General features: G+C 56.8%; 24 protein-coding genes. 4 read left to right on the top strand and 20 right to left on the bottom strand.

Features of this window, described 5'->3' with window-relative positions; genetic code table 11:
• Positions 1–216: 216 nt before the first annotated feature.
• The 11 genes from HMPREF2609_RS02095 to folP form a co-directional block, all read right to left on the bottom strand.
• Positions 217–576, bottom strand: a complete 360-nt coding sequence (locus HMPREF2609_RS02095; RefSeq protein ID WP_070450582.1) for a histone-like nucleoid-structuring protein Lsr2 — start codon at positions 574–576, stop codon at positions 217–219.
• Between the two features lie 173 nt (positions 577–749).
• Positions 750–965 (bottom strand): hypothetical protein, encoded by a 216-nt coding sequence (locus HMPREF2609_RS02090; RefSeq protein WP_004005752.1) that lies wholly within the window; start codon positions 963–965, stop codon positions 750–752.
• 148 nt (positions 966–1,113) lie between these two features.
• Entirely contained in the window at positions 1,114–2,646 is a 1,533-nt protein-coding gene (gene lysS, locus HMPREF2609_RS02085; protein WP_246825539.1) for a lysine--tRNA ligase, read from the bottom strand.
• A 95-nt stretch (positions 2,647–2,741) separates the two neighbouring features.
• On the bottom strand, positions 2,742–3,689 hold the full coding sequence (gene panC, locus HMPREF2609_RS02080) for a pantoate--beta-alanine ligase (RefSeq protein ID WP_070534761.1): 948 nt from the start codon (positions 3,687–3,689) through the stop codon (positions 2,742–2,744).
• Positions 3,686–4,642 (bottom strand): Rossmann-like and DUF2520 domain-containing protein, encoded by a 957-nt coding sequence (locus HMPREF2609_RS02075; RefSeq protein WP_041321877.1) that lies wholly within the window; start codon positions 4,640–4,642, stop codon positions 3,686–3,688. The genes panC and HMPREF2609_RS02075 overlap by 4 nt, the downstream gene beginning before the upstream one ends.
• An 89-nt stretch (positions 4,643–4,731) precedes the next feature.
• Positions 4,732–6,444: a PH domain-containing protein gene (locus HMPREF2609_RS02070; protein ID WP_246825535.1), complete on the bottom strand. Its 1,713-nt coding sequence runs from the start codon at positions 6,442–6,444 to the stop codon at positions 4,732–4,734.
• Positions 6,444–7,019 (bottom strand): PH domain-containing protein, encoded by a 576-nt coding sequence (locus HMPREF2609_RS02065; RefSeq protein WP_246825534.1) that lies wholly within the window; start codon positions 7,017–7,019, stop codon positions 6,444–6,446. The genes HMPREF2609_RS02070 and HMPREF2609_RS02065 overlap by 1 nt, the downstream gene beginning before the upstream one ends.
• 9 nt (positions 7,020–7,028) lie before the next feature.
• On the bottom strand, positions 7,029–7,562 hold the full coding sequence (locus HMPREF2609_RS02060) for a DUF3180 domain-containing protein (protein ID WP_070534758.1): 534 nt from the start codon (positions 7,560–7,562) through the stop codon (positions 7,029–7,031).
• Positions 7,559–8,161 (bottom strand): 2-amino-4-hydroxy-6-hydroxymethyldihydropteridine diphosphokinase, encoded by a 603-nt coding sequence (gene folK / locus HMPREF2609_RS02055; protein ID WP_070534812.1) that lies wholly within the window; start codon positions 8,159–8,161, stop codon positions 7,559–7,561. The genes HMPREF2609_RS02060 and folK overlap by 4 nt, the downstream gene beginning before the upstream one ends.
• 37 nt (positions 8,162–8,198) lie before the next feature.
• Positions 8,199–8,633 (bottom strand): dihydroneopterin aldolase, encoded by a 435-nt coding sequence (gene folB, locus HMPREF2609_RS02050; RefSeq protein WP_048755023.1) that lies wholly within the window; start codon positions 8,631–8,633, stop codon positions 8,199–8,201.
• 37 nt (positions 8,634–8,670) lie between these two features.
• Entirely contained in the window at positions 8,671–9,621 is a 951-nt protein-coding gene (gene folP / locus HMPREF2609_RS02045) for a dihydropteroate synthase (RefSeq protein WP_070534755.1), read from the bottom strand.
• Between the two features lie 263 nt (positions 9,622–9,884).
• Here folP and HMPREF2609_RS02040 point away from each other — a divergent pair, with 263 nt between their 5' ends.
• The 4 genes from HMPREF2609_RS02040 to HMPREF2609_RS02025 all read left to right on the top strand — a co-directional run bounded on the left by HMPREF2609_RS02040 (position 9,885) and on the right by HMPREF2609_RS02025 (position 11,603).
• A complete protein-coding gene (locus HMPREF2609_RS02040) occupies positions 9,885–10,088 on the top strand; it encodes a hypothetical protein (RefSeq protein WP_048755025.1) in 204 nt (67 codons plus the stop codon).
• Between the two features lie 38 nt (positions 10,089–10,126).
• Complete coding sequence (locus HMPREF2609_RS02035; protein WP_070534754.1) at positions 10,127–10,723, top strand: GNAT family N-acetyltransferase; 597 nt, start codon at positions 10,127–10,129, stop codon at positions 10,721–10,723.
• 294 nt (positions 10,724–11,017) lie between these two features.
• Positions 11,018–11,263, top strand: a complete 246-nt coding sequence (locus HMPREF2609_RS02030) for a toxin HicA (protein WP_070534752.1) — start codon at positions 11,018–11,020, stop codon at positions 11,261–11,263.
• A 1-nt stretch (position 11,264) separates the two neighbouring features.
• Positions 11,265–11,603, top strand: coding sequence for a type II toxin-antitoxin system HicB family antitoxin (locus HMPREF2609_RS02025; RefSeq protein WP_070534750.1), 339 nt, complete (start codon positions 11,265–11,267; stop codon positions 11,601–11,603).
• Positions 11,604–11,655: 52 nt separating this feature from the next.
• On the opposite strand, the gene HMPREF2609_RS02020 is transcribed toward HMPREF2609_RS02025, so the two are convergent.
• From HMPREF2609_RS02020 to HMPREF2609_RS01980, 9 genes are all read right to left on the bottom strand, one after another.
• Positions 11,656–12,792 (bottom strand): hypothetical protein, encoded by a 1,137-nt coding sequence (locus HMPREF2609_RS02020; protein WP_141745255.1) that lies wholly within the window; start codon positions 12,790–12,792, stop codon positions 11,656–11,658.
• A 132-nt stretch (positions 12,793–12,924) separates the two neighbouring features.
• Entirely contained in the window at positions 12,925–13,512 is a 588-nt protein-coding gene (gene folE, locus HMPREF2609_RS02015; RefSeq protein WP_041321610.1) for a GTP cyclohydrolase I FolE, read from the bottom strand.
• Positions 13,499–15,796, bottom strand: a complete 2,298-nt coding sequence (gene ftsH / locus HMPREF2609_RS02010; protein ID WP_070534745.1) for an ATP-dependent zinc metalloprotease FtsH — start codon at positions 15,794–15,796, stop codon at positions 13,499–13,501. Before ftsH ends, folE begins: the two co-directional genes overlap by 14 nt.
• A 181-nt stretch (positions 15,797–15,977) precedes the next feature.
• A complete protein-coding gene (locus HMPREF2609_RS02005) occupies positions 15,978–16,184 on the bottom strand; it encodes a type II toxin-antitoxin system HicB family antitoxin (RefSeq protein ID WP_053088948.1) in 207 nt (68 codons plus the stop codon).
• Between the two features lie 179 nt (positions 16,185–16,363).
• Entirely contained in the window at positions 16,364–16,915 is a 552-nt protein-coding gene (gene hpt / locus HMPREF2609_RS02000; RefSeq protein WP_070534744.1) for a hypoxanthine phosphoribosyltransferase, read from the bottom strand.
• 177 nt (positions 16,916–17,092) lie between these two features.
• On the bottom strand, positions 17,093–17,275 hold the full coding sequence (locus HMPREF2609_RS01995) for a hypothetical protein (RefSeq protein ID WP_070534742.1): 183 nt from the start codon (positions 17,273–17,275) through the stop codon (positions 17,093–17,095).
• 196 nt (positions 17,276–17,471) lie between these two features.
• Positions 17,472–18,668 (bottom strand): tRNA lysidine(34) synthetase TilS, encoded by a 1,197-nt coding sequence (gene tilS / locus HMPREF2609_RS01990; protein ID WP_070534741.1) that lies wholly within the window; start codon positions 18,666–18,668, stop codon positions 17,472–17,474.
• 80 nt (positions 18,669–18,748) lie between these two features.
• A complete protein-coding gene (locus HMPREF2609_RS01985; protein WP_070534739.1) occupies positions 18,749–20,299 on the bottom strand; it encodes an ATP-binding protein in 1,551 nt (516 codons plus the stop codon).
• Between the two features lie 313 nt (positions 20,300–20,612).
• Positions 20,613–21,740, bottom strand: coding sequence for a zinc-dependent metalloprotease (locus HMPREF2609_RS01980; RefSeq protein WP_070534738.1), 1,128 nt, complete (start codon positions 21,738–21,740; stop codon positions 20,613–20,615).
• Positions 21,741–21,794 lie beyond the last annotated feature (54 nt).

Here is a 21,794-nt window from a genome sequence, read left to right as displayed (position 1 = left end):
CCATAAACACCAAGAAAAGGCCCGGGGCGATACCCGCCACGTGATTACCTAAATACATATCACGGGGCTAATAAAAAAGCCTGAAGATGATAGCTCTTCTCATGAAGGGCTTTTTCTAAAACCTCGTTATACAGAAGGCGGGATAACACTCGATGTGTCATCCCGCCGTCGGCAGATGAAATACCATCACAGAATTAGCGATGGTATCAATACTATTTACTTACCTTCTGCCTTCATAGCTGCGTAGTAAGCATCCTGAATTTCCTGATGGATGCGGCCGCGGTCAGAAACTTCGTAACCGTTTTCGCGTGCCCACTTACGAATTGCGGCGGTTTCAGGGTTACGCTTCACCGGAGCGGAAGAGCCACGACCACCGCGGGAACCGCGCTGGGAGGCGCCTACCTGAACGCGACGACCCTTAGATGCGAACGGACGAATTGCATCACGAAGACGAGCGGCATTAGCACTGGATAGGTCAATCTCGTAATGAGCTCCGTCGAGGCCGAATCGTACAGTCTCTTCTGCGGGACCACCATCAAGGTCGTCCTCAAGAATAATGCGCACCTTCTGTGCCATAGGGGTTTTCTCCTTAGTTTGGTTTATTGCTCCAACTATGAGTTTTTACACTGCACGTTGTCACACTCTCTAATTTATCTCCTTCATAATAACAGAAATAAATGACTAATGACTACCAACATAGAGAATTCTAAGGAATGACACAGAATAGTGTTGTCATTTAACGGTTATATTTATTGACGCTCCGTTTTATTACCCGTTTTATCAGTACCAAAAGGATTTACCGTTCCTTGTGAACCCTTTACCTTCTCGTACCACTGTTGAGCGTCTTTTTCGACATCACGCTGTGCTGAACGTTCGGCGCGATCCGCCCGGTTAATCCAACGCAAAATGAAATATAACGCAATCCCGGCAAAAATAGGAGGCAGCAGCGCAATCAAAATCTCCATGAAAATCCCTCACAACCTTTCGTGCTGATGACAGCATACCCGATAGCACAAAATGCCGCCCGATAACGCATACACGTTACGAACGGCATCTACGGTTTAACACGGTTTACAGACCTTTACGAAAGAAAAGCCTTGATCAAGCCCGAAATTACGACTCCGGTTTCATCAGCGGGAACAAAATAGTTTCACGAATACCCGGCTGACGCACCACGGTTCCAGGACGTTCAGGGTCCTGCTCACCCGCCAAAAGCATAATCAGACGGTCAACGCCCAGCCCGAGACCGCCCATCGGCGGTGCACCGTGCTCTAGGGCGCGCAAGAAGTCCTCATCAAGTTCCATCGCCTCGTCATCGCCCGCAGCAGCCTTATGGGACTGCTCAGTCAAACGCTCGCGCTGAATCACAGGGTCGATCAGCTCAGAGAACGCGGTACCGCGCTCCATACCGCCAATAATCAGATCCCACGCCTCAATCGTGCGGGAACCATCACGGTTTGGCCGCGCCAGAGGCTGGGCGCTTGGCGGGTAGTTATATACAAAGGTCGGGTTCAGCAGTGTTGGCTCCACGATTTCGCCGAAAAGCTCAATCACAAGTTTCTCAGCATCCCAGGCGGGATCCATCTCAACCTCATGCTTGGCGGCGATCTCGCGCAGCGTCTCAGCGGGGGTATCCGGGGTTATTTCAACGCCCACAGCCTCAGACAGTCCGGGGTAGACGCTCAGCCACGCCCACTCACCGCCCAGGTCGATTGTGCCGTCCTCAGTCTCAATCGCGGTAACCCCGAGCTCCTGTGCGCACGCAACAATAATCTCCTGCATGCGCTCGGCCATCACATACTGATCGGCGTAGGCTTCGTAGCATTCCAGGGTTGTAAATTCGGGGCTGTGAGTCGAATCCACGCCCTCGTTGCGGAATACGCGACCAATTTCGTAGACGCGCTCAATACCGCCTACCACGGCACGCTTGAGCGGAAGTTCGGTGGCGATGCGCATCGTCATAGGCTGGTCGAAGGCATTCAGGTGGGTGCGGAACGGGCGAGCCGTCGCGCCGCCGTGCACCAGCTGCAGCACCGGGGTTTCCAGCTCAATATAGCCGTGATCTTCCAGCACGCGGCGCACAGTGCGGGTAATCAGAGCGCGCTTTTTCACCAGGTCACGGGCCTCGGGGCGAACCATCAAGTCCAGGTAGCGGCGGCGCACCCGGGTTTCCTCGTTCAAATCCTTGTGCAGCACGGGCATGGGGCGAATCGACTTCGCGGCCATCCTCCACTCACGCACCATAATCGACAGTTCGCCGCGGCGAGAGACCACCACGCGGCCGGTCACATACACGTGATCGCCCAAATCCACCAGGGATTTCCAGTCGGCAAGCGACTGTTCACCAACCTCATTGAGCGAGAGCATCGCCTGAATGCGGTCGCCATTCGTACCCGCCTGCAGGGATGCAAAGCAGAGTTTACCGGTATTGCGCACGAATACAACACGACCCGGCACATGCACCACATGGTCGGTTTCGTCCCCGGCGGTGAGCTCGCCGGACTCTAATTTCGGGTCGTATTGAGCGCGAATATCGGCGATATGATCCGGTTCGATGCGCTTGCCTTCGACATCCAGAAGCCCAACGGGATACGCTTCACCCGCGGTCTCCAAGAACTTAGCGCGCTTCTCCAAGCGAATCTTCATCTGCTCGGACATATCTGCAATGGCCGGTGTGGCGCTCTGCTCGTTGCTCAAAAGGTACCTATCTCGTGTTTTAGGAGGTCAAATGTGACGGTTTGCTACAGCAAATCCATGTTGTCGATCAGGCGTGTGGAACCCACATATGCCGCAACTAGTGCAAGCACCCGCTCGGAATCGGCGGTCGGCGGCTGGAAATTGCTCGGATCCACAAGCTCCAGGTAGTCCAGGCGCACACCCTCGGTTGAGTTAATACGGTCCCGTGCACTCTCTAGATCGATGCTCTCAAACCCGCGGTTCAGCGAGTTTTCGCGCATCAGTGCAAGGGTTCGGGAAATCACCAGCGCAGCCTCGCGTTCCTGCTCGCTGAGGAATTCGTTCCGTGAGGAAAGAGCCAAGCCGTCGTCGTCACGCACAATAGCGACGGGACGCAGGGTAATGTCGTGGTTGAAGTCGTGAATCATGCGCTGCACGAGCAAAACCTGCTGGGCATCCTTCTGCCCGAAGTAAGCGTTCACCTCGTGCGAGCCCGCGGCGGGGCGCACAATATTGAAGAGCTTGTTCACGACGGTGAGCACGCCGTCGAAGTGGCCGGGGCGGGTGATTCCCTCAAATTTATTGCCCAGCTCACCGCTGGAAATGCGAATAAGCGGCTCGCCTTCGGGATACATTTCATCCACGGAGGGCGCGAAGATAATATCAACGCCCGCATCGGCGGCGACCTGCGCATCCGTTTCCAGGGCGCGCGGGTACTTGTCATAGTCTTCGTTGGGGCCGAATTGAAGCGGGTTAACAAAGATCGACGCCACCACAACATCGTTCTGTTCACTCGCGCGGCGCAAAAGCGTGGCGTGCCCTGCATGCAGAGCACCCATCGTAGGCACATACCCGAGCGTAGCGCTGCGGTACTGCACCTCGCCTTCCTGTTCGGCGGCTTCGGCACGGGCGCGCTCATCCAGCCGTTCCTGGGCGGCAGCAAGCGCCTCCGCAATAGCGGAGCGAAGCTCGGTAATAGTCGTGACGATGCGGGGCATCGAGGTCTCAGTCATGACGAGAACTCCTTATCGTCAGGCATCGCACCGGATTGACGCGTGCCCGTGGTGTGGGTTCGCAGGGTAGATTCAATCCGAGCCTTCTGGTCGTCGTTTAATAAGTTTCTATTATGCGCCCTAGATGCGGTTGCGCGCACCATGGCGGCATATGAGTCAGCGATATCCTGTGTATTTTCGTGGTCGGTGTACTCTATCAGCGCATTAAGATGCGCATCCAGGGTACCTGCATCGCCGCGTGCCACGGGACCGGTCAGCGCGCCTTCGCCACTCGCAAGCGCGTTATCGACGGTCGCACGAACCAGCGGACCGAGGTAACGCGCCGGGTCTTCAATACCGATACTAGCAAGCATCTGCTGGGACTGTCCCAAAAGTGTGACGAGATGGTTTGAGGCGTGCGCCAGTGCGGCGTGATAAAGCGCACGATCGGCTTCGGCAACGTGGACGGGCTCACCGCCCATTTCAACGACGAGCGCCTGAGCTATAGGGATAAAAGGCGCGGGCCCGGTCACGGCAAAGCTCGTACCGGTGAGTCGTTGTAAATCCAGGGATAAACCGGTGAAAGTCATGGCGGGGTGAATCGCCAAGCCGATAGCGCCCAGTGTGGTTGCGGGAGCGAAAATATCGGTGCCGTGCCGCCCGGAGGTGTGCACAAGCAACTGCCCACTGGTTAGAGACCCGGAAGATGCCAAATACTCGATCAGACCAGCCAATTCATCGTCGGGGACAGCCAACAGCAGCAGCTCGCTGCGTTCGGCAATCTGTTCCACCTCAAGGAGCGGTACGCCGGGTAAGAGCACATCCGCCCGTTCTTGAGAAGCTTCAGAAACCGCATGCACACCCACCAGGGAATGCCCGGCAGCGCGCAGGGCGGCACCGAGCACAGCGCCAACTTTACCGGCGCTGATAACGCCGATGCCGAGGCGTGCGGGTTTCAGATGATTCGTGGTCACACTCTTAAGTATATTAGGTACCGCAAAATCCGCGTGTTTTTCAGCGTTCACCAGGTGCGTCGACGATCATGGCGGATCGCTACAGGGAATTATGTCGAAGGCGATGTGTAATAGGCCCGAGTGCCGTCAGTGCGGGTGATGATCTCGACGGCAATGCGTTCGGCATCGTGCGCCTCTAGGTTCTGGACGGCTGGTTTGACCGGCCCCGGAACGCTGCCCAAACTTACGCACGCGGTTTTGAGGATGCGATTGAGCGGACCCTGCGACCACTGCACCGCGAGCACCTGCCGTTCGGGGACTATCGAGAGGAACCGCAGCAGGCAGCCACCACGCAGCAAGAGAAGGTTCCGATTGGGGGCGTGCTCCGAATGGTGCGGGTCGGCCTCAGCTTCCACCCGTTCGGTATTCACCCGCGCGAAGCCGTCACGCCGGAAGGTGAGCGGGTTAAGCCAGCGTGTTCGGCGCGGTGCCGTCACCACGCCTAACTCGCGGCTGTCGGCGGGGTTGTACCTTGATGATTCCATAACCGCCTGCACGGTTTCGAGGCTGTGCGGTGAAACATTCGGCAGCAGCAGGTGAAGAAGCCGCTGCATTTCGCGGGTGGTACCCACGGGCAGGGCGGTGTTGCGGGTAAATAAGTCGTCGGATGAACCCTCCGTATTTACCGCCACGCCCGCAATATTGACCACCACTCGGTACCACCCGAAGGGCTTCCACAATAGAGGCTGCTCAATCTTGAGGGCTTGAATACGCTGCGGGAACAGGGTTTGCGTATGCGTTCCCGTGAATCCGTAGGTGATGCGCAGGCTGTCGCCGCGCGCATCCGAAGTATTCTGGCGGATGCGCTCCACCGTGAAATTTGCGCCCTGATCGAAGCTGCTCCACAGCTGCCAAAGAAAACCGAGAATTGGAATCAGGGACGGAAAAATAAACTGCGATATCTGTCCCAACTCCTTTTGCGGGTTCATCAGCCACCCCACGATCGTACCGCCCACCCAGATAATCGCTACCGGGAGTGCCCACAACAATGCACTGAGCACGATAGCGGCAAGAACCCGCAAATTGGGGACTTTGAGGAGTAACCGTTCTGGCTTGTAGCCTGCTTCTGCCTGCTGCTCCCCTGCGAGGTTTACCTCGTGATCCTTCCCAGCCGGAGCATTCACAGCATCGGCGGATTCTGGCGTATTGGCGGCACGCAGGGTACTCACCCGCTGCAGCAGGCGTTCCTGCAAATCCTGCGCCTTCGCATGCGGGAGGTATTTGATATGCAGGGCTTCTTCAGCACCGTCCGCAGCCTCAAGCCGAAGCTCGGACAGCCCCAAAATACGGGCGACGAGTGAGCGTGAAATATCGACGCTTTGCACGCTTTCCAGGCGAATCTGCCGCTGTTTCTTGAAAAATATTCCGCTGTGGCGGTATACCGAATGCGCGCTCACGCTGTAGCGGGTAAACGCCCACGAAAGAATACTTCCGCCAAAAATAAGGACCGCCGCAGCACCGTAGCCATACAGCATTACCGGGTTATGTCCAACGTGGTTTAGCAGATATTCGGGCAGCTGCCGCAGAATATTCCAGTAATCATTCTCGGCATTATTTTTGAAGGAATTCTTAATATAATCCCACGCGAGATAGATAATAAAAGCAAAGAAAACCCATATGTTCATGATGAACGTGCGCGCATCGGTACGCCACCATGTGAGGGTTTCCGCAGCTTCATCCGGGGTTATCTGATGTTCAGAAGTGGTAGAAGGCTCGACAGAACGCACGTCCTGGTTATTCGAGTTTCGGGGTTCCTGTGTCATTACAGCGCCGCCATGCGTTCATCGGCGCGGCGTATCAAAAGCTCGCGCAACTGCTGCCCACGTTCTGCGGGAATACCGTACAGCGTCACCTTAGAAGCGGTCACCCCGGCGGTGCGGATCGTCAGACGCACCAGGTGATGAGCACGTTCCAAAGGACCGGAATCTACATCTACATACTGGATGCGCCCATACGGAATGGACGTCACATGCCGAAACAGCAACCCCTGACGCGCCATCAGATGGTTGGGGCGCAGACTATAACCCAGCGCTCGGGTGCGGCGCGGCAGCACCGCCGCCCACCAGATGCCCCACACCACCAGGACAGCGGCGATCGCCCCGGTAAGAGCGGGCAGCCACGTGGTTTTGGGCAGGACGCCGGAGGAACGCATCAACTCAAACATCACGGTCAGCGCCGCAAAAACGCCTACCAGCGTGATAAAAAACCCTACGACGCGTATTAGCTGAATCTTGGTATATGAAGGATGCGCGCGCACCCACTCACCCTCGGTCGCGGTCACCGAGTCCTCACCCTCGTGTGAGAAAGAAGCATCCTCAGCATGTGAAAGTTGTGACATACATACCCTCTATCGTCGATCGCTCGTGCGGGAGTATCCATCGGCGGCAAGCTTACCCGAATTCGAACCGCCCGACGACGAATTACCGTCCGGATCATCCGGCGGAATACGGCACAGATACTGCGCCCACACCCCGCCCGCCAGCAGCAGCACAGCACCAACCAGATTCACCACAGTAGACCAGAAAAACCCGGGAATACCGCGAGCGCTCGCCAGCGCTACATCGTAGACGATAAGCCCGAGCATCCAGCCCGCCAGCAGCGCTCCGGTCAAAATTGCGCCCTGCGCACACGCCAAAGTACGCGCAGCCATGAGAGAGTTCATGGATTTCGCTTTGCGCCGGGTCTCAACATTGCGAAAACGCGCCACCTGAAACGCAAACCAGAGCGTAATACCCGCTATTACCACGCAAATCAGTGCCACCACAGGCGACATTGCAAGCTCACCGCCGCCTGCGTTCACCACCAGATTATTCAGGATCGTTGCAGCAACAAGCCCCAGCGCCACGGCACACGCAATAACGGATATTCGGATGGGCTTCATACGCCCTCGCTTTCAGCACCACTATCAAATAGGTTCTTGGGCAAATTCATGTCTCGCATAAATCGTACCGCGTTAACCCCCGCCCGTTCATCGGCTGCGCGTACCCTGCGAGCTAAATCGGCAACGAGATGCCGCGTCTGTTCGCCCGTAGCGGCATCACAAGACGGTATTACCGCCTGTGGGTTTGCCTGTTCCCATGGAACCAGTACGAAAGCGCGTTCATGCGCACGCGGATGCGGCAGCGTCAGAACCGGATCGTCGCTGACAAGGTCGTCATAGGTAATAACGTCAATGTCGAGAGTGCGCGGGCCCCATCGCACAAGCCGCACCCGGTGATGATGCGCCTCCACCTGCTGGCACAACGCTAACAGCGCGTAAGGGTCAAGGCTCGTGCGCACTTCAAGGACGGCGTTGATATAGTCCGGCTGGTCGGCGGGGCCGCCTACCGGTTCCGTCACATACAGCCCGGAGGCGCCTACTAGCCGCACTGCACCCGCGCTAAGATGCACGAGGTCGGCGGCGGCCTGCTCTAGGGTGGTTTCGCTCTCGCCCAGGTTTGACCCCAGGGCCAGCACCGCCGTATGCGCTAACGCGTCCATACCGGGTGCAGGATGCGGTTGGTTCGCGTTCGGCACATTACCCACGCGCGCATGCACCCTTTCCGCCCTGAATCTGCGTGCCTTCACGCTCCCGGAATACGGTCACTGCCACGTTCCCGAAGGTCACCTCAATTGGGGCCTTCGGTTTATTGACGGTCACCTCAAGGGCATGCACATATGCGCATTCGTCCAGAATGTTCTGGGCGATACGCACGGCAAGAGTCTCAATCAGATCGAGGGACTCCCCCACAATATGCGTGCGGATAATCTCGGCAACTTCCGCATAGTTCGTGGTTTGGGCGAGGTCGTCGGTTGCGGCAGCCTGCGTGAAGTCGGTGTATAAAACCGTATCTACGATGAAGGGCTGACCTTCACGTTTCTCAAAATCAAGCGCTCCGTGAAAACCCACGGCGGCAACACCGGTCAAGGTAATGCGGTCGCAGGAGGCATAGGCGTGCGCTGGGTTCGGCATGGTGTTCCTTAGCTGATGTGAATACTGGTACATAATTTTAGGTCTGTTTGGTGCGGGTAATAGTGCGTAAAGTATTCGCCACGGTCACGGCATCCACCGTGGGGGGCACATTGTGCACGCGAACCCCCCACACTCCCTGGGCCGCCACGAGCGCAGAGAGAGCGGCGGATGCGGCATCACGGTCTTCGGGGGCGCGTGATGGCGGCATTTGGTCGGGCACGGTGTTCGCACTCGCGGCCAGATTCTGTGTTTTAGTGCGCGCCGCATCCGCAGCGTTCAGCGCATTCGCCAGAAAACGTTTACGTGAACCGGCTATTAGTACTCGGTGCCCCAGCGTGTGCAGCTGCCCAAGGGCGGCGAGCAGTTCCCAATCCTGCATGCCACCCTTCGCAAATCCCAGCCCGGGGTCAAGAATAATGTTCTCGGCATGAACACCTGCGGTAACCAGGCGATCACGCAGGGTGGCGAGCTCGTCCAGCACCTCGGCGACGGTGCCGCGCGGGTAGGCGGCGAGCGCATCCATTGTGGTTGAGGTGCCGCGCGCGTGCATCAGAATATAGGGTACGCCCAGCTCGGCGACGGTCTGTATCATCTCATCGCTCACGCTCATGCCTGAAACGTCGTTGATGATGTGCGCCCCGGCGGCTACGGCGGCGCGGGCGGTCGCTGCGTTCATGGTGTCTACGCTGATGGTGATACCGGTTTCGGCAAGCCCCTCGATCACGGGCAGAATACGCCGAAGTTCCTCCTCAACACTGATGCGCACCGCACCGGGCCGGGTGGATTCGCCGCCTACATCAATAATGTCTGCGCCCTGCGCGATCATGTGCCGTGCGTGGGTGAGAGCGTCGTTCGCGGTGTAGTGTTCGCCGCCGTCACTGAAGGAATCGGGGGTGACGTTCAGGATTCCCATCACCAGGGTTCGCTCTGCGGCTGCGGCGTCACAGGGCAGGTGTGCGGGGGGCTGCGGGCTCATCATTGCGTGCATGATTTAATCCTAACGGATGCGCACCTGTCCCCATTCGTGCCGCGAGCAGGTGGTTTCTGGTACGAGCAGGTCGGAAAATCCTACCTTGTCGGCGAAAAACAACCTTCTCGCGACCGGATTTAATATTGCATAATCTATGCGCATTTTTTCATGCAGGGCGTAGCGGGGGTATGCTGGATTTATGACTATAGAGTTCTGTACGGCTACGGTGCCGGACGGAACGTAACGACGCATCGTAGAGACTGACGGTTTTGGAGGTTCAGATGAATCTGAAAGTTGGCGCCTGGATTCTTGGCTTTATCGCTCTTGCGGCGTTTATCACGGTTGTTCTGGCGAATGGACTTACCGCCGTGCGCTGGGTCGCGTTCGGTGTCGCAACCTGCGCAGGGTTCCTCTCCCTGGGTATGGTCGTAACCCTAGTCCTCGGCTGGGATGACCCCACGGGAACGAAAACCGACTCCCACTAGTTTTATCTCGTGCAGAGGCGTTCCGCTAGGATTAAGCCATGCCGGATGCCCTCATGATTCGACCCGCCACCCCCTACGATGCGCAGTCAATAGCGCGCATCCGTGTTCAGGGGTGGCGGTTTGCATATCAGGGCTTAATATCTCAGGATTACCTTGATTCGCTCAGCGTCGCCGAAGACACCGAGCGGATGCGCGGGTACCTCAGCCAGTTTCCCCAGAATTCGCCGCCCAGCAGGTCAGAGTCCGTGCAGGGTTCGGGCGACGGTGAAAAACAGTCGTTTATGCTCGCTGCACGCGGCGATGCGGTGCTGGGGTTCTGCAGTTTCAGCGCGGCACCGAACAATGCTGACCGCGCCGAAAGGGCTACTCCGGGCGGGACAATGGTCGGGAGACTCCACTCACTCTACATAGACCCGGATGCCCTCGGCCAGGGTGTCGGCCACGCCCTTATGAGCCATGCACTCAGCACCTTTGCCGCATGGGGATGTGAGCACGCGACTCTCTGGGTTTTGGAGGGAAATTCCCGCGCCATCAGCTTCTACGAACGGCAGGGCTGGCGGTGTACGGGCGCTACAAAGGTGGACCAGTCCTTTGGGCCGTGTCTGGTTGAGCACGAAATGGCGGTTCAGATTTAACGCGAAACCGCCCGGACGATCGTGCGACTTGTTGAGGCAGGTTCACGATTCATCGAGGCGGTCGCTAAGTTAGTCGACGCTATTAGCCGCTGGCTAGTATAACGTCCTCACAGGGCGGGCACTCAGAGTTTTAGCGGACCTGGGTGCTCACCCGATTGCTACTACCTTACCCTATATCGCACGCATGCTCCACCCTCTAAAGCCGTCTATGCAGCTGTGTGCATACGAATAATACTGCCTGTATCCTAATGTATCTTCTAGTATTTCAGTACTATATTTGGTACTATACTTGTTATGCCTAGTGTTGTTACGATCCTACAGAAAATGCGAAATAATCCGAAGAATATCGCTTTTCGTGATCTCATCAAAGTGAGTAAAGCATATTTTGGAGAACCACGTATTCACGGATCTCATCACTTTTTCAAGACACCTTGGATTGGCGATCCGCTGGTTAACTTACAAGAAGGCCGAAATGGATCTGCTAAGCCATATCAAGTGCGTCAGGTACTAGCGGCCATTGAAAAATTGGAGGCAGAATAAAATGTCTATTCCTCGGGAAGAACTATACACATACCGCGTCGAATGGTCTGAAGAAGACCAAGAATTTGTGGGAACCGTTGCAGAGTTTCCTAGTCTCTCTTGCCTAGCTGATAGCTCTTTGGAGGCTTTATCCGGAATTCAGCAGGTGGTGCTCCAGGCTATCGATATCTTGGAGGAAGAAGGAAAACCGGTGCCAGAACCCTATCATTTACGACGATTCTCGGGACGCTTTAACCTGCGGGTATCCCCACAACTGCATCGTAAACTCAGCCAGCAGGCAGCATTCGCGCATCAGAGCCTTAACCAATATGTCTCGCAAGCATTAGAAGCAGCCGCATAAAACAGCATCTGCAGCAGAAACCACCCATGCACACGCGGGGCAGCGCATAGCTTCACCCCGGCAGGATGCCTCGTTTCAGGCGGGTATACTCGTCAGCGCTCATGCGCTCGCCTTTCTGAAGGGACCCGTTAGCTTTGGGAGTGAGGCTTCTGAGATTCTGCGGGGTCATGATCGCCGAACGACTAGAATGCTCATAAGCATAGGTCGTGAAGATCCAGTCTGCGAGCTCGCGCGCATCCTGGGAGTTAAACCCCAGCCCATAACGCGGTTCAGGGTTCGTGAGCACGGATTGAATTTGCCGATACCAAGCATCGCGGCTACGCATCACAAGCCAGAATCCGGGTTCGCTTTCCTGTTCATCGCGCAGATAACGCGCCAGGCGGTATAACACCAATCGGGCGCTAAAATCCGAATAAACATTCTGTAAATCTTCAACCCCGCTCACCCACGATGAACGAAACGGATACAACTCCACGTTGCAGGTACGCAGATTCTTAACAGCCTGATGCACATAATCGCCCAAAGTTCCCGCACGGTAGTGTCTGAGGAGCAGCTTGCGAAAAGCCTCATAATACTGGCCATCAACGTCATTGACCAGAAGCGCTGAATCATAATTACGCAGATAATAACGCTCTGTGCGGGTAAAAGATTCTTGATCGGTTATATCAGGTCCAATAATGTTTTTGAGTTCGCGGTACAGAATATTTTCAGGGCACATCACGTGATTTAGTACGTCATCTGGCGTCAGGTCGTAACTCTGCGTCTTGGTGCCATAAAAAGCAGAAAAGTTGAGGGTGCGATCCGGGTGTCTGTTGTTCCGTTCGTGAAAATCGCGAACATTCTGTGCTAGGTCTAAAGAGCTGTCGATGCTTGGGTTGAACAGGCAGTGCATCAGCCGGGCGTTCACCCAACAACCATGCACATGCTGCGGAATAGCGTAGGCTAGCGACTGCACAAGTCGCATCAGCCGTTCAGGCCTCACCCACGCAAAACCTTCCTCGGCTGCGCACGGCTTCTCCCCCGCACCCATCGCGGCACAAAACTCTTCGATCTTCCGGTACCCGCTCCTCCTGGGTAACCACGGCGAGCCTAGTGCGGCCTCTAGATGGTTTTGATCGGAAATTCTGCCCGCATCATCAATCTCATCTGCCCACGCTAGGAATTCGGGCAGGATTCTAGGGGGTCTCATATACATCCTTGTAAAAACAAATATTTCTAGGTTAGTAGCGCCGGAGTTTAATGCGAGCAGGTGGTTTTTGACCGAAAAGATAGGATTTTCCTACCTGCTCGGGTCAAAACCACCTGCTCGCGGAATAAGAAATTAGTGCTTCGAGAAAATCAGGCTCATCGCCTCGGCGCGAGTTGCCGCATTCTTGAGCTGCCCGCGCACCGCACTTGTGACGGTTTTCGCGCCGGGTTTGCGCACGCCGCGCATCGACATGCACATATGCTCGGCCTCAATCACAACGATCGCACCGCGCGGGTTTAGATGCTCCTCCAGCGCCTCCACCACCTGCGTGGTCAGCCGCTCCTGCACTTGGGGGCGACGAGCATACACCTCAAGCACCCGCGCCAGCTTGCTCAGCCCCGTCACCTTGCCGTCAGCCCCGGGAATGTATCCAACATGCGCCACCCCGTGGAAAGGCACCAGGTGATGCTCGCATGTGGAATAGAACGGGATATCCTTCACCAGCACCATCTCGGAATGGGCAATATCGAAGGTCGTGCCCAGCACATCGGCCGGGTCAGCGTGCAAGCCTGAGAAAAACTCCTCGTAGGCGCGGGCCACTCTCGCCGGGGTGTTCTGTAAACCGTCACGGTCAGGGTCTTCACCGATTGCCAGCAGGATTTCCCGAACCGCCGCCTCAATGCGCGGCTTATCTACCCCCGAGCCGTTATCCTCGCTCATCCGACCCTCCATAGGGGTTCTGGTTCGGGTTGTTATACGGGTACGGGTTCTGCTGCTGCTCATTCTGCTGACCCGGATACTGCTGCTCAGGATACTGACCGGGGAACTGCCGCTGCTCAGGGTATTGCTGTGGAGGCATCGCCACGGTCGGGTCGGTATCCTCAATATCCTGCGTGCCCGGATGCGGCATCTGCTGAGGCTGACCACCCTGACCAGGCAGGTTCTGGCCCGGCACCGTGTGCTCGGGCGCAGTCGGCATAGATGCAGTCGTAGGAGCCTTCATCGCCACGGTCGGATCGGAATCGCCCTCCAGACCGTTCTTCTCTGCGGCAAGTTCGCTCGGGGCCTTCACCGGCGGAATGTCGGTGCGTTCGCGGCCTTCCTTGGAGTACCAGTGCTCGCGTTCGGGGCGCTTACGCACATCCTTGAAGATCTCCGCGATCTCGTTCTCCAGCAGAGTCTCTTTCTCCAGCAGGGCGAACGCCAAGCGGTCAAGCACATCGCGGTTCTCCACGAGAATCTGGAAAGCCTCATCATGAGCTTCTTCCAGAAGTTTACGCACCTCGATATCGATCTTGTAGGCGGTCTTGTCAGAGTAGTTACGCGCCGCCGAAGGATCGCCGCCCATGAACGGTTCGGTGTCGTCGCTGCCAAGCTTTACCGAACCCAGCAGGGCGCTCATACCGTAGTCGGCTACCATTTTGCGCGCGGTATCGCTCGCCTTCTGAATATCGTTCGCAGCACCCGTAGAGGGATCGTGGAATACGATTTCCTCAGCCGCGCGGCCACCCATCGCATAGGCCATCTGGTCCAGCAGCTCGTGGCGCGTGGTCGAGTACTTATCGTCCTGCGGCATTACCATCGTGTAACCCAGTGCACGACCACGCGGCAGAATCGTAATCTTGGTAACCGGTGCGGAGTTGCGCAGGGCGGCAGCCACGAGCGCGTGACCGCCCTCATGGTACGCGGTTACCTTACGCTCGTGCTCACTCATGATGCGCGAAGTACGCTGCGGGCCTGCCATTACACGGTCGATAGCCTCATCGATAGCACGGTCATCAATCACGTTGCCGTTATCGCGGGCGGTCAGCAGGGCTGCCTCGTTCATCACGTTCGCCAGGTCTGCACCCGTGAAACCGGGGGTACGCTTAGCGACCTGCCCCAAATCGACGCGACGGTCGATCGGCTTACCGGCGGCATGCACCTCCAGGATGCGCTGGCGGCCCTTCATATCGGGCGCATCCACACCGATCTGGCGGTCGAAACGACCCGGGCGCAGCAGGGCGGGGTCGAGCACATCCGGGCGGTTGGTTGCGGCAATCACGATCACGTTGGAGTTGCCGTCGAAACCGTCCATTTCGACAAGCAGCTGGTTAAGGGTCTGCTCGCGCTCGTCGTTACCGCCGCCCATGCCGACGCCGCGGCGGCGACCGACCGCATCGATCTCGTCCACGAAGACGATCGCAGCGGGGTTAGACTTCGCTTCCTTGAACAGATCACGCACGCGGGATGCGCCCACACCCACGAACATCTCAACAAAGTCAGAACCGGAAATCGAGTAGAAAGGCGCGCCAGCCTCGCCCGCAACAGCTTTCGCGAGCAGGGTCTTACCAGTACCAGGAGGGCCGTACAGCAGCACGCCCTTAGGAATCTTAGCGCCTAGTCGGGTAAACTTTTCGGGCTCCGCAAGGAACTCGCGCACCTCTTCAAGCTCAGCCAGCGCCTCATCAACACCGGCGACATCGGAGAAACGCACGGTCGGGTTATCTTTGTTGAACTTCTTCGCGCGCGACTTCGCGAAGCTCATGACCGAGGAGTTACCGCCCATGCGACCCATGAGCAGCCAGAAAATTGCACCAAAAAGAAGCACCGGCAGCAACAGAGAGATCAGGGATCCCAAGAAGCTGTTTTCCACCGGCTGATCGGTGTAGCTCTCCAGCTGGGCGCCGTTCATGGCCCGCACGACTTCTTCGGCACGCGGCTGCACATAGTAGAACTTCACGGAGGAACCGTAGTTGTTGCTGCCCTGCTTATAGTCTTCCTTCAGCTGCAGCTCAACACGCTGGTCACCATCATAGATTTTCGCGCTCTTCACCTGATGGTCGTTGAGCAGCTGCAAACCAACGTTGGTATCTACCTGGCGTGCGCCCTGCGCAAAAAGCGAGCTCAGCGAGAACGCCACGACAACAATTGCAATAACGATAGCCCACAGCCAGCGACCATTGATCAGCCTGCCTAAAAAGTTATCGGGGCCGTTCGGCGAGTTATTGGGTTTTTGCGCCAATGCTTAATTCCTTACGTTTACGACGGCTACACGCCGGGTACGCGCCGCAGCGTGCCGTAGCACTCCGTGACGATAGAAAGATGCAACTTTAAATGTACCCTAACCCCGCCAGATTACGCCCACATCGGCGGCATTTCACCTCAAGGCTAAAAGGAGTCAGTGCGGGCGTACAGAAGCATGTCTAAGCGGTCGATCCCCAACTCTGTTCCCTGCATACTTCCAAAAAGGTTTGCAGGCTTGCCGTGCCTTCCCGGTGCAGGTCAGCAACGTTATCTGCATAAAAATCTGCTCCACCATTCAAACCAATAAATTCACCGCGCAGCATCTCTGTCTCTGGATCGTATTGAATAACAGCCTTATGACCATCAATAATCATCACATTATTCATAGATTTCGCTCTACAGCTCGTCAAGGGAAACCTTTACCCCTGGCTGCGGATTGGCTAGGGATAGCGCACGGTTTCGAGAAGCTCTGCGTGCAGACATAAGCGGGCCCGCGCATCCTGATAAAAATTCTGGATGCGCGGGCACCAAAAAATCTTGTGCGCACGCTGCGCACGACCGGGTTTTAGGAGTATACGTACGGGTGCAGAGTCGCCACGCAGTCGAGGTTGCGGTACTTCTCAGCGAAATCGAGCCCGTAACCAACCACGAACTCAGGTTCGATATCCCAGCCCACGTATTTGACCTGAACGTCGGTCTTGACGACCTTCGGCTTACGCAGCAGGGTGCAGATTTCCACAGATTCCGCGCCGCGCGATTTGAGGTTCTGCTGCAGCCACGCAAGAGTCAGCCCGGAATCGATAATGTCTTCAACAATCAGCACATTACGACCGGTCAGGTCGGTATCAAGGTCTTTGAGAATACGAACCACACCCGAGGATTTCGTGCCGGATCCGTACGAAGAAACCGCCATCCAGTCCATCGTGTAATGCCCCTTGAGCGCGCGGGACAGGTCCGCCATCACCATAATGGCGCCCTTGAGAACCCCCACGAGGAGCACGTCTTTGCCTTCGTAATCTTCGTCGATGCGCGCCGCCAGCTCGGCAACTTTCGCATTAATCTCTTCCTTGGTAAAGAGTACGTTCTTCAGATCGTCCTGCACGTCTTGAGCCTGCACGGATTCTTCTTTCTTGCCGGGGCGTCTTCACGCCGAACCCGCCCGAATGTTTCGCCGGGTCGGGTATATTTTCTTGGTCCGCTTTAAGTATGACTTAAATTCTGATGCGCGGCTTACGTTTCACGGGTGTCTGCTGGGGTGCTTTGGAAGAATGCTCCCGTAAACACGAATAAACCGCTACCGCGCCGCCTTCGCCGTCTGCTCGGCCAGGTAGGTTGCGGTTTTCAGATCAAGATTCAGCTCTGTGCGGCGCAACTCGCGAATCAGCTGAACCTCATCCTTCGCGGGGTCAAGACCCGCCTTGTCCGCTACGGAACGAGCCCAATCGATGGCGGCTTCCATCGGTTCGTCTGCCTTCACGAAGAGAACGGCAAGTTCTGCCCTCGGGTTCTTATCGCTGCCAAAAAAGCCCCATGTTTTTCCTTCCGCGTGCCGCTAAATCCTTGTGATATATCGAGAGTCAAGGGTTTTCAGTACCCTGCTATTTTAACACTGCACTGTAGTCGCTTTGAGAGCTGCAACACAATAACTGAATTATGAAGTCGAAGGTTTTCTCTTACCGCTGGGAAATAAGTACCAGTGCATCCACGCGTGTATCGGTGCGGGGATCGTGCACCCTGCGGCGGCGGTAGACGCTCACATGCCCGGGCAGCTGCACCGGCCCGGCAGTGGCGTGCTCGGCGACGAACTCGTCAAGCGCCTGCAGCCGCTCAAACCCGGGGTTCTCCCCCTGCACGGCGCGGGTCGCCAGGGCGAGCACGCGCATCCGGAGGGCAGGATGCAGTGCCGCCGTTTCCGCGCGGTTCAGGGTAATAACTGTGGGAGTAGGTTTCTCAGAGGCGGCCTCCGTGGAGTGGTCGCCGGACACCGTATCAGCCCCGGGAATGTCCGGCAGATGAACTCCAGCGGGCAGCTTCAGGCGGGTGTACTCGGTGGCAGCGAGCGCATCCAAATATTCGGCGTCAGGCCCGGCGACTGCGGCGGTTCGCGCCAGAGAGAGTGCCACATCCCCACCAAGATGCTTTTGCAGGAACGGCAGGATGGTGTGCCGAATGCGAGCGCGCATGAGCGTCTGGTCGGTGTTGGTGGGGTCGTTCCAGGGGGTGGCACCTTCGGCTTCGCAAATATTCAGCATATCGGCGCGGCGCAACGTGAGGAAGGGTCGCAGGTAGGTGACTCCATTTTCGATGCGCGCGGGCGGCATTCCTGCGAGGGAGCGTGTGCCCGAACCGCGCCCAAGCCCCAGGAGCACGGTTTCCGCCTGATCGTCAAGGGTATGCCCCAGCAGAACAGCCCGTGCACCGGTATGTTGCACTATGCGTTCAAAGGCGCCGTAGCGGGCGGTTCGCGCCGCCATTTCGGGACCCATGCTGCCCTGCGGAACCTGCACGCGCTCCGTGAGCACGGGATATAGCCCCAGGTTCGTGAGGGTTTCTACGGTGGCTGCGGCAACCTCAGCGGAGTCGGCTTGCAGTCCGTGATCGACCACGACGGCGCCCACACGCACATCGGAACGACGCGCAAAATGCGCAGCAATGCAGGCGAGCGCAAGCGAATCTGGCCCGCCACTGCATGCAACCAGCACGAGGGGTTTCTCGGTTTCTGCGCCCTGCTGCGATACGGTCGAGTCTCGCCGCGCACGCCCGGTCCCCTTGATGGTGCCTTCACCCAGCAGGTTCGTCAGCGCGCGCGCCAGTTCCCGACGAGCCGTCCCCACTGCCGGATGCAGCCGCCCCTGCCGTCCATGTTGCATGTGTTGTCCTTCTCTGTTGTATATGCCGTCTACAGACAATTCCGCAAGAATCCCCCCCCTCCTGGGGCGATTCACGGTAGTTATGGTGTGATGAGACGATACACCGTATTCCGCGGTCCCGCCGATGCGTCCATTTCCACGTATCCTTCACGCATAAGTGCGTGAAGGACGTAGCGTACCTGTCGCGCCGTTAACCCGGTGAACCGCGAAATTTCGGTGACGGATCGGTCTTGCCCTTCAAAAGCATCCATGACCACCTGGGCGTTCTTCAGCGATTTTAGTGTTGGATAAACAGCGCTAGGTTCTGGTTCGTGGGGTCGGGGAAGGTCTGTTACCGTTTGAGGGGCACTATACGAGCGCCGAGATACTTCAGGTATCACATGGCTGACCGATGTTTTAGGAAAGAAAATAATAACCTTGAATTTGACACCCGTATTGATGAATTGCGGCTTGGGAAGCTGGTAGGGGTGCGCGAGTTCAAGAACCTCACGGATTCCACCGCCTTCGCCCTCGATAACTTGAGCTCCGTCGGGTGTGCGCAGATGACGCACAATGTTGTAGAGACGCTGATTCACTGCAACCTGCGCATGCTCCGAGCTTTCCAGTTGACGGACAGACAATCCAATAACGCCTCCAGGGCTTTCGACCACGAGGCGATCCGGCAGGATTCGCACATGAACGCTTTTGCCCAGTCCCAAGGTGTAGGGTCCCAAGTTCCGGTGTACAAGCGCATTAGCGATAATCTCTCGGGCGATAGCAAGTGGAATGATGGGAACGTTCCTGAGGTTGCCGTCGTCCCCGTAGTAGGCGGTGGTGGGTAGGTTCCCTTCCGTCCAGCGGAGCATATCGCTGAGCATTTCGGGGAGGGGGCCATCAAATGTTTGCAGGTTTTGGTGCCGCCCGGGAGCATCTGCCGGAAGGATGACGGCTGCGGTTGCCTCGAGTGCCGGGCGTGGACCCTGCGGGTAACTCGCGAGCGCATAAAGTCCAGCAAGGGTAAGTTCACCGGATGCAGTTGTCACGCTTGTCTGGCGCAGTATGTCAGTATCGCTTTTCTCACGCAGACGGCGGCTTGTTTGGCGGATGGCTCCCACATATTCCTGGGTGAGCGATTGGTCGAGATTCTGCGCGCTGGTGCCGGGTACGGGGGCTTCATCATAAGAAACCTGCTCGTCAGCGTGAAATTTGGCGACTTCTAGCATCCGCAGTTCGGCATCGTTCATAGGGTAATCTCCATCAGCCTGCCGCAAATATGCTTTGCCTTTGTAGCGGGCTGGTTTATCGCCGATGGGTAATCCTTGTACCTCGGCGACGAGAACAGTTTTGCCGTTAAGAACCGGGGTAGAAAACTCTATGTACGGTGATGGGGAGATATTATTGCGAGCCAGCGATACGATACTTGCCTGAAGTTGTGCCGGTTTTTCAATTTCCGTAATGGCGAAATTGTCTTTTTCATCGACTCCGAGAATGAGGGTTCCGCCGTCAGGCATATTTGCGAAAGCGCACAGAGTTGGACCTAAGTTTTGAGGCATGCCGCCGCTGGCTTTTTTGAGTTCGAGGTAGGGGCTGTCACCACCGTGAGAGCGAAGAGCATTAAGGGCCGTCGTAATATGTTCTGCAGTCCACTCCATAGTTCTGGTGTTCCCCTAGTGTTGACAGGATTTTGTTACGTGACATGTTATACGACAAATTTTGTCATATAACAGGGCATTTTGTCACATAAAGTGTCACGTAAAAGGGTTTTACATGACAAAATGTCATGTAAATCTAGAGTTTTGTCACGTAATTTTGTCACATAAACATAAGACTCACAGCGATTAGTCCCGCTTTATACCGGGGATTTACGGGTATATATACCATATAAACACCCCCGTGTTTCGTGACATTTTATGTGACAAAAATTGTCACGAAACACGCGGTTTTGTCATATAACCCGTTCTGGGATTACGCGGTATTCTCTTCATCCCTACCACCAGCCACAGCCGCCTTAGCATCCTCGTCCAGCACACGCTTGATCCAGGCGTCCGGGTTGTGAATCTCCCGCTCGGTCGGCAAGTTCTCGGGCCGCTCCCACACGACATTGAAGCGTTCCATGCCAACCGCATCCACAATATGCTGAACGAACTTCTGCCCGTCGCGGTACTGCGCCATCTTTTTGTTCATGCCCAGCAGCCGGTAAATGAGCTTTGTGAGGAACTTTTGGGTTGAGCTGCGGCGGTTGAACCTGCGGCGAATCGTCTTGACGGTCGGCACAATCTGGGCGTCCACGGCATCCATCACCACGTTTGCGTGCCCCTCAAGCAGGCTCATAATGGCTGTCAGCTCGCTCGCGATTTTGCGTGCCTTCGCGGTGGCTTCTTTCACAGGATGCGCGCGCCCCTCCCCGGGTTCTTCGGCGCGGGCCTGGGCTGCGGCACGGAACGCATCTTTGATGTCGAAGGTGCTGGCGGCGCTATCGCCCAGCTCCGTAATCTTGGCGAGAAAATAGTCGCGCAGCCACGGCGCGGCGGCAAACTGCACCCGATGCGTCTGCTCGTGCAGGCACACCCACAAGCGAAAATCTTCGGGTTCAACGTTGAGTTCACGCTCAACGGCGACCACATTCGGTGCGATCAGCATCAGACGACCGCCCGGCTGCCCGTACCCTGCCAGCGCCGCATAGGGTTCATATTGCCCAAGCACTTTGGTGGAGAGGAACGAGAGCACGGCACCGACCTCGAAGGCCAGCCCTTCTTGGAGTTTATTCAGGTCAGCATGCGGTTTTTTCTGCTGGATCTTCTCGAATGCAGGCTTGACGAAGGGTACGAGCATGATAGAGAACGCCTGCGCGTTCGCCTTCGCCCAGGTACTTCGATCGATCACCAAAACCTCGGAGTCGCGCAGGTCTTGTGCCGCATCAAGCCCGGTGATGCGGTGCACATGGTCCACGGATTCTTCCGCCGCTTTGCGCAAGGATGCGACCACGCCCGCCATCTCCTGGGGCTTCATGCGCGGCCCGGCGGGCGCCAGGCTGCCCACGATTTTGGCGATGCGCTCAACATTTAGCAGGTTCTGTGTGTTGTTCTCGCTCATATGCACAGTGTATCGAACTGTGCTGTGTGAGCCGCGCGGCTAGATGTCCCGCTT

The organism is Rothia sp. HMSC058E10 (assembly GCF_001809415.1).
GTDB lineage: Bacteria > Actinomycetota > Actinomycetes > Actinomycetales > Micrococcaceae > Rothia > Rothia dentocariosa.
Note: the sequence above shows the minus strand (reverse complement) of the source record. Positions and strands in the feature narration are given on the sequence as shown.